Source organism: Lacrimispora sp. (genome assembly GCF_032078915.1).
Classification (GTDB): domain Bacteria; phylum Bacillota; class Clostridia; order Lachnospirales; family Lachnospiraceae; genus Lacrimispora.
Genome location: NZ_DAMAUN010000036.1, coordinates 21,679 through 35,642 on the forward strand (window position 1 = coordinate 21,679; position 13,964 = coordinate 35,642).

Genomic DNA, 13,964 nt, shown 5'->3' on the forward strand with positions numbered 1-13,964 from the left:
AATATCATTGACAATTTCCCTGCACCATGACATTATAAGGTATCGTGTAACCCTATAGTCAAGAGGAGGTAGAAAAAAGTGTCCCATAATCAGTATCTGACTACTAGTGAATTTGCAAAAGCCTGCGGAGTGTCCAAATATACCCTGTTTCATTATGATGATATCGGCATTTTAAAGCCAGAATATGTAAATGACAAAGGTTACCGTTTTTATTCTTTGAAGCAATTTTCCACTTTTGATATTATTATTATGCTGCAGGAAGCAGGAACACAGTTAAGCGAGATAAAAGAATACTTGGACCATAAGAGTCCTGCCCGGTTTCTTTCTGTTTTGAAGCAGAAAAAAGAGCAGTTAGTTATAGAGCAAAAAAAGATTAAACGGATGGAACGATTGCTGCAAATGATCTATGATATGACGAAAAATGCTTTGCAGGTAGTTTGCGATGTTCCGTTTATACAAGAATTTGAGGAGGAATATTTAATTACAGTGGCGTTATCTCCGGAGGGGATTGAAAAAGAAGACATGAAAAATATGGGAGAACATTTTGACTATTGTGCCGATCACCATATCGAGTATACCTACCCGTCAGGCATTATGAACGGAAAAGATCATTTGGAACGGGGGGTTTATAATAAACCGGATTTCTTTTTTAATAAATTAGTAAAGAAACAAAAAGGGGAAAAAGTTCATGTAAAACCCAAAGGCAAATACGTTGTTATCAATCATAAAGGCGGATATGATATGCTGCCAAAGTCCTATGAGGTGTTAGTAAACTATATAAAAGAAAATCGTCTGAGCATTATCGGCTATGCTTATGAGCAGGAAATACTTAGTTATTTAGCAGCAGAAGATCCTTCGGATTACATCATTCAGATTTCGATTCAAGTTGATTGAGAGTTATGGAGAAATTCTGAGATACTCTGGATCAATTTACGCATAAAGCAAACTCTCCAGTAAAGATTATTTACGATTCATCGGTAATCGTCTTGCTGTCATGCCGAGTGATTTTGACTTTTGTAAATAACCTTATTGGAGGATTGCTAAAAGAGTGCGTGCGTTTTCTTTTTTCGTTATGTTACAGTTCTTTGTTTTTTCCGGCTGTACCCGGTTCATCTTTATTCTGCCTGATCACCCTGGCGACAAGCTGAGCGGCATAAAGAAAGACGGGGACGACCACAGAAGAAAAAATAGCGGCCATCAGCCAGCTTCTTGCTTCCGGATTATGGGAAAAGGCGGATATTATGGCGATAACATACATGGAGAGAATGAGCACTACTCCGGCCATAGCCAGAAAACGTTTCCATTTCACAAGTATTACCTCCCTTTCTGAAAATTTGTTTTTTATAATTATAGCCTATAAATAGAAAAATAGGAAGGAGGGCTTTTTAGAAACTTTTATAATAGCATTTTCCCTTTTTGAGTGTTGGAATGAAATGCCATAATACTTGACATGACCAAGGACTAGCCATATACTAAAATCAGCTAAACAGCAAAAAGAGGTGTATGATTATGGTAAAGTTAGTGGAAGGAAGTAATGAAAGTGATAACATCAATAAAGGTTCAACTAAAACCAAATAAAAATCAGATGACCAAATTATTCCAATACGCTAACACCGCAAGATTTGCATACAACTGGGCAATGTCCAGAGAACAAGAGTATTGCATATCTGGCGGAAAATTCATATCAGATAACGATTTGAGGAAAGAATTTACACAATTAAAAAAACAAAAAGATCACCATTGGCTTAATGAAGTCAGCAATAATGTAACAAAGCAATCAATTAAAGATGCTTGCAATACTTATAAGAGATTTTTTAAAGGTCAGTGTAAATACCCGAAATTTAAAAGTAAGAGAAAGTCAACTCCAAGTTTTTACCAAGATAATATCAAAATCAAGTTTACAGAAACGCATGTAAAGGTTGAAGGATTTTCTTCGTCAAAGAAACTAAACAAACAGAAGTTAAATTGGATCAGACTTGCTGAAAAAGACAGAATACCTATAGATTGTAAATATACCAATCCAAGGATAACATATGATGGATTGCATTGGTGGATCTCAGTTGGAATAGAGAAGGAAGATTCTACTAGAATTCCCTTAAACGAAGGTATTGGAATAGATTTGGGTATTAAAAATTTAGCAATTTGCTCAAACGAAAACAATTATGAAAACATCAACAAAAAACTAACAGTAAAAAAGTCAGAAAAACGAAAACGCATGTTACAGCGTTCCATAGCTCGTAAATATGAGAAAAATAAAAAGAAAGGAAATTACTGTAAAACACGTAACATTATAAAAAGTGAAGAAGAATTTTTAAAGATAAATCACCGGTTAATGAATATTCGTCAAAACCATTTACATCAGACAACTTCTAAAATTGTAAAACGAGAACCAAGTTTTATCTGTATTGAGGATTTGAATGTAAACGGAATGATGAAAAACAGACATTTATCCAAAGCTGTACAACAGCAGTTATTTTATGAATTTAGGAGACAATTGGAATACAAGTGTAATTGGAATAATATCCCATTAATTATTGCAGAAAGATTCTTTCCAAGTTCTAAGTTGTGTAGTTGTTGTGGCAATATCAAGAAAATGTTATACAATCCGTTGCATAATATTTACAAATTAATACGGATATGTACTGATTCGTTAGTCAGGAATTTACGCCTATGGAGAGTACTAGAACTTGTGAGTAGTATTTGAATTTATTCAGTACAAAAGCATACTCGTTGAAGCAGGAATGGAACATAAAAGTTTATTTTATAGCTTTTTATAAGTTTTCAGTAACGGAGTGCAAAACTCTTGAGGAAACGATGGATAGCAGCAGCAAGTATCATTCTCATCTTGGGAAGCATGATGACTTCCATGGCGGCGGAAGAGAAGATACAGGGAGAGGGCGAAAGCCAGCAGGCGTCTGCATCGGACTGGCAGTGGCAGGAAGACTCAGGCGGCTGGAAATATGTCAATGCCGCGGGAGAGTTTAAGAAGAACCGCTGGGAAGAGATTAAAGGATATTGGTATTACTTTGACAATGAAGGGTACATGGCTTCTGATTGGACAAGGATCGGCGGAATGAACTACTGCTTTTCTGAAACGGGGGAGCTGCAGCTTGGCTGGTGCTACAACGACGACGAAGAGAAGTGGCATTATTATAACGAAGACGGTACTGCCCAAAAAGGCTGGTATCAGGAGAAAGACGGAAGCTGGTATTGGTTTTCCACAAAGGGGGAGATGGCTTCTTCCGGCTATAAAAACGTAGCAGGAAAACGATATTATTTCTTTGATAATGGACAGATGGCTGCAAATCAGTATGTAGGCCTTTTCTACATGGATGAAAACGGTCTGAGAAACAAGGAATTCGATATTAGTATTGATGGAAAGAAAACTTCCGCATCCGTGTCCTCTGAAGTGAAAGATGCCTTTTCAGAGGCCGCAAAGAATATTCCCAGAGATTGGATCAGGAAGTTTATAGATCAGGGCTGGGAAATCATCTACTATCCCGGAAAAAAGTATTTTTCTGCGCCTATGACGGAAAGCGGTATTTATTATGTTTGCTATAAATTGGATACGAATTATAAAAAAATCAAAATATGCCAGGCGGAGGAGTTGACAGCAGCTTTTGGGGAATACATCGGATATGCCTCCGGCTGTTATGGCAGCACCAGCCAGGATGCTACGGATCTGCTTATGAGCAGGGATTCGGTGGAGGATTTTGTGTACATACCAGATTATTTTTCCGATGATATGAGGTTTTATTTTGGAAAGCTGGTGGCAGCATATGTAGGAAGTTCCTATACCAGAGGAGAGATGGAAGAAGAGGCGCCCCGGGTGACAGAAATATTAAAAAGGATATTGTATACATAGTAAGCCGTTTAATAATAACGGAAAGCACTTAAAAGAGATTTTTACTTTTGGATGTTTTTTTGAAATTGCCGTAGGACTATGATGTCCTGCGGCTTTTTTCTTGCCCAGAACCCCGGCAGCTCTGTAATGTCATAATTTACTATAAAAGGGGGCAAGATAAATGGAGCCCGGCGCTTCCGATTTTACAAGGCGCAATTCAGAAGGAATAGACTCGTGAACAAGAAATAAAGAAGAGCCAATGCAAGAAAAATCTCAGAGTGCTTCCCTCACAGAGAAAGAGCCAACGAAACCATTGCCTTTGCTGCAGCTAATGAGCTTCAGACTGTTATGTAACCAAAAAGGAAGGATGATGACACGGCAGGAGATAAGCAGGAGATGAGTAAATTTAATAGAGCTGCCCTTTTACAAAGGACAGCCCTCTTTTATAACGTTTATTCTGCCAGGTCTTCCCATAGCTCATACAGCTCTTCCAGCCGCAGCCGGATGGTTTCCTTTTCGTTATTAAGCTCCACTAACTTTGAGACATCGGTAAAAATCTCTTCCTTACCAAGCAATTCATCAATTTCTCCGTCTCTGGTTTCTAATTTGTGGATCTCATCCTCTGTTTTCTTTAATTCATTCTGGCGTTTGCGAAGACGGGCCTGCTCTTCTTTTTGCGCTTTCCAGTCCAGCTTGGTCTCGGAGATTTCCTCCGGGGCAGCAGCCTTTGCAGAAAGAGGGGCTGTGTACAAGCCGGTCATGATCTCTTTCTTTTCCAGATAGTAATCATAATTACCGATGTAATTGATCAGAGTCTGATTGGTTAAATCCAGGATTCTGGTAGCGGTTTTGTTGATGAAATAACGGTCATGGGATACGTACAGAATGGTTCCCGTATAATTGACCAGGGCATCCTCCAGAATTTCTTTGGAGGTAATATCCAAGTGGTTGGTAGGCTCATCCAGTATGAGGAAGTTGGCTTCGGAAAGCATCAGCTTTGCCAGGGATACCCGGCCCCGTTCGCCGCCGCTTAAGTCCTTTACCCGCTTGAATACATCGTCTCCGGTAAATAAAAAAGCGGCCAGGATGTTCCGAATCTGGGTATTGTTCATGGAAGGGTAGGTGTCCTGCAGTTCATCAAATAGGTTCTTTTCCATATTCAGGACCTGATGCTCCTGGTCATAATAACCGATATGTACCTTGGAGCCTAAGGAGATTTCTCCTTCATCCGGTTCTAAAATACCGTTTAACATTTTAAGAATGGTGGTTTTCCCGGTTCCGTTGCCGCCGATGATCGCTACCCGTTCCCCTCGTTTGATTTCAAAATTAACGTTTTCAAAGAGCCGGTTTTGAGGGAAGGCCTTCCCCAGCCTGCGGACTGTGAGGACATCGTTGCCGCTGATGATATTGGGCTCCAGACGGATCCGCATCTCATCGTTTATTTCCATTGGTTTTTCCAGAACTTCGATTTTATCCAGCATCTTTTCCCGGCTTTCCGCCCGCTTGATGGATTTTTCCCGGTTAAAAGACTTTAATTTGGCAATGACCTCTTCCTGATGCTTGATTTCCTGCTGCTGGTTTAAATATGCTTTCATCTGGGCTTCCCTGATCATGGCCCGCTTTCCGCTGTAATCGGTGTAGTTTCCCTGATATACGGTCATAAGGCCGTTATCCAGCTCCATAATTTTCGTGACTACCCGGTCAAGGAAATAGCGGTCATGGGCAACGATGATCACACTGCCGTCATAATTGATTAAATATCCTTCCAGCCATGCGATGGATTCCATATCCAAGTGGTTGGTAGGCTCGTCAAGCAGGATGATGTCTGGCTTGGTGAGAAGGAGCCGGCCTAAGGATACCCGGGTTTTCTGGCCGCCGGATAATGACATGACAGGTTTATGGAATTCTTCTTCCGTAAAGCCAAGCCCTTTTAATACTCCTGTTACCTCGCTTTGATAGGCATATCCGTTTATCAGCTCAAATTCGTGGTTAAGCCGGCTGTAGGTGGTAAGCATGGCTTCCAGCTCTTCGCCTACGGCGTGCTTCATATCCACTTCCAGCCGGCGGATCTTTGCTTCCATTTCCATGACAGGCCGCTTGGTTTCCAGGACTTCTTCATAAACGGTCCGCTCTCCGGACAAATCCTGATGCTGAGACAGATAGCCGATGGATTTTCCCTTGGAAACAACCACATCTCCTTCATCGGCGGGAAGCTCTCCGATGATGATTTTTAACAGTGTGGATTTTCCGGCGCCGTTAATTCCTACAATGGCAGCTTTTTCATGGTCTTCTATATGGAAGGAAGCATGCTTGATCACTTGATTGCTTCCAAATGCTTTGCTTATATTGTTGCATGACAGAATCATGTTTCATTTCCTCTTTCCTGCCTGTTTTTAGGGCATATAAGTATATCCGAAGGGCGTTTTCTTCCTGTATAAATGTAAGGCAATAGAAATAGTATAATATAGGTCCTTCCTTTTTTCAAGGATACAATGATAAAACCCGTTTGACATTATTTTGTCACGCAGTTATAATAATGTTAGTTAGATTCTAAGTTAAAGAAGGTGAAGAAGTGTCAGAAAAAGAAATTTCCAAAGCAGTGATAACCAGGCTTCCGAGATATTACCGGTATCTGGGCGAATTAATGGAAGATGGAGTAGAACGGATCTCCTCCAATGATTTAAGTGTACGAATGAAAGTGACCGCTTCTCAGATCCGCCAGGATTTGAATAATTTCGGCGGATTCGGCCAGCAGGGCTATGGTTATAATGTGAAATATTTATATGCAGAGATCGGGAAGATATTGGGAATAGACAGGCAGCATAATATCATTATCATAGGCGCTGGAAATTTAGGACAGGCAATTGCTAATTATGCAAATTTTGAAAAGCGGGGCTTCCTCATTAAAGGAATGTTTGATATCAATCCGCGTCTGATCGGCCTTGTGGTCCGCGGGATAGAGATCCGCAGCGTAGATGATCTGGAGCAGTTCGTAAAAGATAATGATGTCCAGATCGCGGCTCTGACCATTCCAAAGACAAAGGCTCCGGAGATTGCAGACCGCCTTGTGAAGGCAGGAATCAAGGCGATCTGGAATTTTGCCCATACGGATTTAAGCGTGCCGGATGATGTGGTTGTGGAGAATGTCCATCTGTCGGAAAGCCTGATGCGGTTATCTTACCGGGTCTGCAGCATACAGGACAGCGAGGAAGAAAGAAACAGACAATCTGAAATAATGGAGTAACATGCCTGCCGGCAGGTGAAGAGAAGTCTCTTCGCTGCCGGTAGTTTTTCTATAGACCTTTATGCCCCAAAGCGCGGGCAGGAATCGGAAAGGCGGGAGATATATGAGATATCTGGTTACAGGAGGACAGATGAAGCAGGTGGACCGCTACACCATAGAGAATATAGGGATTCCCTCTCTGGTGCTTATGGAACGGGCCGCCCTGGCGGTTACAGAAGAAGTGATGAAGCAGGGGCAGAAAACAGACCGGATATGGATTTTATGCGGAAACGGCAATAATGGAGCGGATGGGGTCGCGGCTGCCAGAATGCTGCATTTGAAAGGCTATAAGGTTTTTGCCTTACTGGCTGCCGGAAGAGACAAGGGAAGTAGTGAATATCTGACTCAGGTTTCCATCGCGGAACGAACGGGTGTCAATCTGGCAGGATTTTCTGATCTCATTCCAGGTACCTGCGATATACTCATTGACGCACTTTTCGGCGTGGGGCTGGACCGGGAGATTCTTGGCAGATACCGGGAGATCCTGGAGACAATCCTCCGCTGCCGGCCCAAATTTACGGTGGCCGTGGATATTCCTTCTGGCATTCATTCGGATACGGGCCAGATCATGGGGATTGCTTTAAAGGCAGACATAACCGTTACATTCGGCTATGAAAAGCTGGGGACCATGCTCTATCCCGGAAAGGAATACAGCGGTAAGGTGCTTGTTGCTGATATCGGTTTTCCGGGGGAGAGCTTAGAACGCCTTAAGACAGAATATTTTACTTTGGATCCGGAAGATGAAAAACTGCTTCCAAAGCGCCCGGCCTATTCCAATAAAGGGAGCTTCGGAAAGGTCCTTGTGGTGGCCGGATCTAAAAATATGAGCGGGGCTGCCTATTTAAGCGCCCTTGCTGCTTACCGGACAGGAGCAGGCCTGGTGAAAATTTTCACAGTGGAAGAAAACCGGACCATCCTTCAAACCGGACTTCCGGAAGCTATCATTACCACGTATGAAGCCGGGGAGGCACAAGCGGGGACGGAAGGATTTAAAAAGCTATTGGTTAAGCAGTGTGAGTGGGCTACCGCCATTGTTCTGGGACCGGGACTTGGGCAGGAAGCCTATGTAAGGAACCTGGTGGAAGAGGTCCTTGCGAATGCCTATGTTCCCATTGTTCTGGATGCAGATGGGCTGGGCACCATTGCTGCAAACCCGGAGCTGACCAGCTATTTCACAGAAAACATCATTGTGACTCCTCATTTGGGAGAAATGGCGAGACTTTCGGGAAGCGCAGTGGAAACCATACAAAAGCAGCTGATCACCACTGCCAGAGAATATGCGGACCGGTTCGGTATCACCTGCGTGTTAAAGGACGCGGTGACGATTGGGGCCTTAAAGGATCAGAGAACCTATGTCAATGGAAGCGGCAACAGTGCCATGGCAAAAGCAGGGTCGGGAGATGTGCTGACCGGGATCATAGCCGGGCTTCTGGCTCTGGGTCTGGAAGAGTCTGATGCAGCGGCTTACGGCGTATGGCTTCATGGCCGCGCCGGAGACTTGGTAAAAGAGAAACAGGGAGATCACAGCCTTCTTGCCAGGGAACTGGCGGAAGAGATACATTTCATACGTTAGGGAGCAAATGCCTGTAGAAATAAACGAGGTGATAAATTGATGGAATTATACAGCAGGGTTTATGAAACAGTAGATTTAGATGCCATTCGCCACAACATGGAGGCCATGAAGGCAAATCTAAAGGAAGGGACCAGGATAATCGGCGTTGTAAAATCCGACGGATACGGACACGGCGCGGTTCCGGTAGCCTGGGCCATGGATTCTTATGTGTGGGGATATGCGGTGGCCACCGTGGAGGAAGGTGTGATTTTAAGAAAGCACGGAATCAAAAAGCCTATTTTGGTCCTTGGCGTAGTACCTTATGAAGGATACAGCCTTTTGGTAGAATATGGGATCAGTTCATCCATATTTCAGCTTAAACGGGCGGAACGTCTGTCCTCTGTGGCGGAAAAGGCAGGAAAAAAGGCAGTGATACACCTGGTGGTGGATACAGGCATGAGCCGGATCGGATATCCGGTCACAGAGGAGGCTGCAGAGGAGGCGGTGAAAATCTGCGGCCTTCCGGGAATTGAAGTGGAAGGGTTGTTCACTCATTTTGCAAAGGCGGATGAAAGGGATAAGACGGCCACAGATAAACAGATAGAAAAGTACCAAGCGTTCGTAACCATGCTTTCTGACAGGGGGATCACGATCCCTGTCCTTCACTGCTCCAACAGCGCCGGAATCCTGGATCTTAAGAGGGCCAACTTTCATGCAGTACGGGCCGGAATATCCATTTACGGCATTTATCCGTCAGGAGAGGTTGACAGGGAAACGGTCAGGCTTCAGCCTGCAATGGAATTAAAAAGCTTTGTTTCTTACATAAAAAAAATAGAGCCGGGAACTTCCGTAAGCTATGGAGGAATCTTTACCGCTGACCGGGAGATGACGATCGCAACGATTCCCGTAGGATATGGCGACGGATATTCAAGAAATCTTTCCGGCAAAGGGGAAGTGCTTATAAGAGGGCAGCGTGCCAGGATATTAGGGCGCGTTTGCATGGACCAGTTCATGGTAGATGTGACCGGAATAAAGGGCGCAGAGGAAGAGGATGAGGTGGTTTTGATCGGCAGACAGGGAAACGAAGAGATTACGGTAGAAGAGCTGGCTTCGGCCGGAGGCGGCTTCCATTATGAAATCGTCTGCGACATAGGCAAACGGGTCCCCAGGGTTTACCTTGAAAACGGCCGGGTCATAGGTACGAAAGATTATTTCAACGATTGTTATGAAGGGTTTTGCAAGGTCTGATAACAAACTCCATGTCCAAAACATATGATAAGGTATGCGGCGGAAAAACTTAAGTGAATACTCGAGTCAAAGAAGGTCAATACTAGACTTAGGCATAATTTGTGAATGAAGGCAAGGGATATATACAGCCTGGATTTGGCAAATTAGCCGTTCGGTGAGCTTATAGGCGAATCGAACTTCCTAAATAATTGACGGAGTGTGAGAGTGTGATTATCAGACGTGGAGACATTTATTATGCTGATTTAAGGCCGGTGGTAGGCTCTGAGCAGGGCGGGATCCGTCCGGTTCTTATTATACAGAACGACATAGGCAATAAACATAGCCCTACCGTGATCTGTGCGGCAATTACATCAAGAATGAATAAGGCAAAGCTTCCCACCCATGTGGAGCTGGATACAAAAAAATGCGATATGATAAAAGATTCGGTAATTCTTTTAGAGCAGCTTCGCACCATTGATAAGCAGAGGCTGAAAGAAAAGATTTGTCATATCGACGATGAACTTCAGCAGGAAGTGGACTGTGCATTAAGGGTGAGCCTGGAACTGGATACATAGTTCACCATTGACGGAATGCAGATAAAATGGTATATTTCTAATTAGTTACGAGAAAAAATACGAATGATAAATAACAAAAGGAGTAGATTTTTAGAATGGACGATGGCAATCCGCTTATACGCGTGATTATTTTTATTGCTTTTATCGTATTGGACGCTATTTTTTATGGGTTTGGATCAGCAATCCAAAACGTGAATACAAGCGAACTGGAGCATCAGATGGAGGAAGGAAGTAAAAAGGCCGGTCAACTGTTACATATTGTTAACAGACCGACCAGATTTGTAAATACGATACAAATCACCACAAACTTAATCGGTATGGTAACCGGGGCTTTTGTTTTAGAGCAGCTGGGAGCAAGGCTTGGGACCGTCTTTTCAAGAGACGGAGCTTATCCAAGCCAATGGATATCCCTTTTAAGCCTGCTGTTAGTTTCCGTTGTACTGATCGTGCTTTTGATCAGCTTTGGTATCATTATTCCAAAACGCTGTGCGGCAGAGAACCCTGAAAAATGGGGTTATGGTATGCTGCCTGTAGTATCCCTCATCATGATACCCCTTATCCCCTTTACCTGGCTGGCAAATGTGGTGGCTTACTTTGTCCTAAAGCTGTTGGGAATCGATATAGCATCAGATAATGAGAACGTTACGGAAGAGGACATCATGTCCATGGTGAACGAGGGCCATGAACAGGGCGTTTTAGAGGCCAGAGAAGCGGAGATGATCACAAACATCTTCGAACTGAATGATAAGGAAGCCGGGGATATTATGACCCACCGAAAGAACCTGGTCGCTTTGGACGGCGAGATTACTCTTCGGGAGGCGGTAAATTTCATACTGAAAGAGGGATCTAATTCCCGTTATCCGATTTACAAAAAGGACGTGGATGACATTATCGGGATCCTTCATATGAAGGATGCTCTTATTGCTGTGGAAAATAAAAGGAATGCATCCCGCCAGCTTTGGGAGATCGAAGGGCTTCTGAGAGAAGCTCATTTCATTCCGGAAACCAGGAATATTGATACTCTGTTTAAGGAAATGCAGTCCAGAAAGATCCATATGGTAATCGTAGTGGATGAATACGGACAGACCGCGGGTATTGTGACAATGGAAGATATTTTGGAAGAGATTGTGGGCAATATCTTGGATGAATATGATGTGGATGAAGAATACATTGTCCCTTCAGATGACGGTTCCTATGTAATCAACGGCATGACTCCTTTGGAAGAAGTGGAAAGGGCCTTGAACATTGAGTTTGATGAGGAGGATTATGACTCCTATGATACCATCAACGGCTTGCTGATTTCCAGGCTGGACCGGATTCCCCAGGAAGGGGAAGAGACAGAGGTGTCTATTCTGGGATATTGTTTTAAAATCCTTCGTGTGGAAAATAAGATCATTCATACCATCCGGGTCCGGAAAGAGCAGCCGGAAGAGGAGCGTGAGGAAGAACAGGAGCTTAGAAAGATGGAGGCTCATGAGGATCTCTCGGACATAAAAATGTAAAACCGGCACAGCTGTCATTTGTTCTCAGGAAAAAGAGGGGATCGGCGGCTGTGCATTATTTTTCTTGCAAGATGAAAAAAATAGTGCTAAAATGGAAAAGATGTTGACTTATTAGAGATTATAAGGACGAAGTAGAGAAAGAAAAGGAGTGTTGGAACAATGTCAGGACATTCAAAGTTCGCGAATATTAAACACAAAAAAGAGAGAAACGATGCGGCTAAAGGCAAGGTTTTTACTATTCTCGGAAGAGAATTGGCGGTAGCGGTGAAAGAAGGCGGACCAGACCCTGCAAACAATAGTAAACTCCGTGATATTATCGCAAAGGCAAAAGCCAATAATATGCCCAACGATACCATTGACCGCGGCATTAAAAAAGCAGCCGGCGATGCAGGCTCCGTTAATTATGAGACCATTACATACGAAGGATACGGCCCTAATGGGGTTGCAATTATCGTAGATACGCTGACAGACAATAAAAACCGGACTGCAGCAAACGTAAGAAACGCATTTACCAAAGGCGGCGGCAATGTGGGAACTCCTGGCTGCGTGTCCTTTATGTTTGATAAAAAGGGCCAGATCATTATTGATAAGGAAGAATGTGAGATGGATCCGGATGAACTGATGATGGTTTCCCTGGATGCAGGGGCCGAAGATTTTTCGGAAGAAGAGGACAGCTTTGAAATAATTACCGCACCTGAGGAATTCAGCGCAGTGCGTGAGGCATTAGAGGCGGCAGGCATCCCCATGGTGGAAGCAGACGTTACCATGATTCCTCAGACATGGGTGGAACTGACAGATGAAGATTCCATTAAGAAGATGAACCGGATCATGGATCTTCTTGATGTGGAAGATGACGTACAGGCCACTTACCATAACTGGAGTGAATAACAGGTTACAAAAATAAAATGTGAGGAAAAGCCCTGTAGCAGGCTTCCTCACTTTTTTTTATTTGGAGCCTCTTTACAGCTCCGGTACTTTTTGATGTCGATCACGCTCTTTTTGCCGCTCTTTCTGTAGTAAAGTACTGTACAACTTTTACGTATTATATTATATAATATTGGAGGGGGAATTACAAACAACGTAACGAACAAAAGAAGAAGAGCAATAAAAGCACGCCATGAAAAATGGTACGGAGTTTAAAGCAAATGGAAGAGGTTTAAGATTATGGATAGCGACCGATTGTACCGGGTAAAAAAAGAAGATGTGGAGAAATTAAAGGAACTGCTCACTGAATGCTTTGCCGGAGATCCGCTTTATTGCAGATTGATCCCTGACGGGAAGACCAGGAGCCGCCTGCTCCCGGAATTATTTGAATGTGATATGGAGGAATTTTTAGAGACCTGCGAAATATATGCCGACAGTCCGGATATTAACGGGATCCTTGTGGTGGATGATGAATCCCAGCCTTACAATGCCTTTCATTACTATCTGGCAGAAGCAGCCGCCCTTTTAAAAACGGACGGCTATCTGATCAAGGAGGACCCCTCTTTAAAAACATTCTGGAATTTTTTCCAGGGCAGGGAGTATTTGAATTCCAGCTGGACGGACCGTCTTAACCAGGAAAAACGGCTGCACCTCATTTATCTGGCTGTACGGCCTGCCATGCAGCATCATGGGATTTCCTCTCTTCTGTTAAGGGAAGCCATTGATTACGCAGATAAAAATAAGCTCATGATTTCCCTGGAAACACATAATGTAAGCAATGTAAAATTTTATGAACATTTCGGGTTTAAGGTTTTCAGTATTGTGGAAAAAAGGTTTCGTTTAAAACAGTACTGCATGGTCCGGGATATAAAATAGTGGTTCGTATATAAAATGGTGGTTCGTATATAAAATAGTGGCTCGTATATAAAATGGTGGTTCGTATATAAAATAGTGATTCGTATATATAATAATGTTTAGTAAATATAATAGGACAGGCTTTCCGTAATTTGGAAGCCTGCCTTTTTATATAAGGCCATGGCAGGAACGTTTTGGCCGG

At 43.2% G+C, this 13,964-nt stretch carries 12 protein-coding genes; 10 read left to right on the forward strand and 2 right to left on the reverse strand.

The window, feature by feature from the left end; genetic code table 11:
• Window positions 1-78: 78 nt before the first annotated feature.
• The gene (locus RT269_RS15125) at window positions 79-894 is read left to right on the forward strand and encodes a MerR family transcriptional regulator (RefSeq protein WP_313183758.1); all 816 of its coding nucleotides are present in this window, start codon (window positions 79-81) and stop codon (window positions 892-894) included.
• A gap of 181 nt (window positions 895-1,075) precedes the next feature.
• Here RT269_RS15125 and RT269_RS15130 read toward each other — a convergent pair whose 3' ends face one another.
• On the reverse strand, window positions 1,076-1,309 hold the full coding sequence (locus RT269_RS15130; RefSeq protein ID WP_313183760.1) for a hypothetical protein: 234 nt from the start codon (window positions 1,307-1,309) through the stop codon (window positions 1,076-1,078).
• Window positions 1,310-1,534: 225 nt separating this feature from the next.
• On the opposite strand from RT269_RS15130, the gene RT269_RS15135 reads away from it, so the two are divergent.
• The gene (locus tag RT269_RS15135) at window positions 1,535-2,704 is read left to right on the forward strand and encodes an RNA-guided endonuclease InsQ/TnpB family protein (protein ID WP_331664170.1); all 1,170 of its coding nucleotides are present in this window, start codon (window positions 1,535-1,537) and stop codon (window positions 2,702-2,704) included.
• 99 nt (window positions 2,705-2,803) lie between these two features.
• Window positions 2,804-3,865 carry an N-acetylmuramoyl-L-alanine amidase family protein gene (locus tag RT269_RS15140; RefSeq protein ID WP_313183761.1) on the forward strand — a complete coding sequence of 354 codons (1,062 nt, stop codon included), beginning with the start codon at window positions 2,804-2,806 and terminating at the stop codon, window positions 3,863-3,865.
• 431 nt (window positions 3,866-4,296) lie between these two features.
• On the opposite strand, the gene RT269_RS15145 is transcribed toward RT269_RS15140, so the two are convergent.
• On the reverse strand, window positions 4,297-6,210 hold the full coding sequence (locus RT269_RS15145) for an ABC transporter ATP-binding protein (RefSeq protein ID WP_313183763.1): 1,914 nt from the start codon (window positions 6,208-6,210) through the stop codon (window positions 4,297-4,299).
• 206 nt (window positions 6,211-6,416) lie between these two features.
• On the opposite strand from RT269_RS15145, the gene RT269_RS15150 reads away from it, so the two are divergent.
• From RT269_RS15150 to RT269_RS15180, 7 genes are all read left to right on the forward strand, one after another.
• Window positions 6,417-7,088: a redox-sensing transcriptional repressor Rex gene (locus RT269_RS15150; RefSeq protein WP_313183765.1), complete on the forward strand. Its 672-nt coding sequence runs from the start codon at window positions 6,417-6,419 to the stop codon at window positions 7,086-7,088.
• Window positions 7,089-7,191: 103 nt separating this feature from the next.
• Window positions 7,192-8,700, forward strand: coding sequence for an NAD(P)H-hydrate dehydratase (locus RT269_RS15155; protein ID WP_313183766.1), 1,509 nt, complete (start codon window positions 7,192-7,194; stop codon window positions 8,698-8,700).
• 39 nt (window positions 8,701-8,739) lie between these two features.
• On the forward strand, window positions 8,740-9,927 hold the full coding sequence (gene alr, locus RT269_RS15160) for an alanine racemase (RefSeq protein ID WP_313183768.1): 1,188 nt from the start codon (window positions 8,740-8,742) through the stop codon (window positions 9,925-9,927).
• Between the two features lie 206 nt (window positions 9,928-10,133).
• Entirely contained in the window at window positions 10,134-10,481 is a 348-nt protein-coding gene (locus tag RT269_RS15165) for a type II toxin-antitoxin system PemK/MazF family toxin (protein WP_013272276.1), read from the forward strand.
• A 95-nt stretch (window positions 10,482-10,576) separates the two neighbouring features.
• Entirely contained in the window at window positions 10,577-11,983 is a 1,407-nt protein-coding gene (locus RT269_RS15170) for a hemolysin family protein (RefSeq protein WP_313183769.1), read from the forward strand.
• 159 nt (window positions 11,984-12,142) lie between these two features.
• Window positions 12,143-12,871, forward strand: a complete 729-nt coding sequence (locus RT269_RS15175) for a YebC/PmpR family DNA-binding transcriptional regulator (RefSeq protein WP_025232458.1) — start codon at window positions 12,143-12,145, stop codon at window positions 12,869-12,871.
• Window positions 12,872-13,147: 276 nt separating this feature from the next.
• On the forward strand, window positions 13,148-13,783 hold the full coding sequence (locus tag RT269_RS15180; protein WP_025232459.1) for a GNAT family N-acetyltransferase: 636 nt from the start codon (window positions 13,148-13,150) through the stop codon (window positions 13,781-13,783).
• Window positions 13,784-13,964: the final 181 nt, after the last annotated feature.

What these genes read in the sequence shown, in the direction of transcription:
- RT269_RS15135 (WP_331664170.1), top strand. Translation starts at nt 1,535, where the DNA reads ATGAAAGTGATAACATCAATAAAGGTTCAACTAAAACCAAATAAAAAT.
- RT269_RS15145 (WP_313183763.1), bottom strand. Translation starts at nt 6,210, where the DNA reads ATGATTCTGTCATGCAACAATATAAGCAAAGCATTTGGAAGCAATCAA.
- RT269_RS15155 (WP_313183766.1), top strand. Translation starts at nt 7,192, where the DNA reads ATGAGATATCTGGTTACAGGAGGACAGATGAAGCAGGTGGACCGCTAC.
- alr (WP_313183768.1), top strand. Translation starts at nt 8,740, where the DNA reads ATGGAATTATACAGCAGGGTTTATGAAACAGTAGATTTAGATGCCATT.
- RT269_RS15170 (WP_313183769.1), top strand. Translation starts at nt 10,577, where the DNA reads ATGGACGATGGCAATCCGCTTATACGCGTGATTATTTTTATTGCTTTT.
- RT269_RS15175 (WP_025232458.1), top strand. Translation starts at nt 12,143, where the DNA reads ATGTCAGGACATTCAAAGTTCGCGAATATTAAACACAAAAAAGAGAGA.
- RT269_RS15180 (WP_025232459.1), top strand. Translation starts at nt 13,148, where the DNA reads ATGGATAGCGACCGATTGTACCGGGTAAAAAAAGAAGATGTGGAGAAA.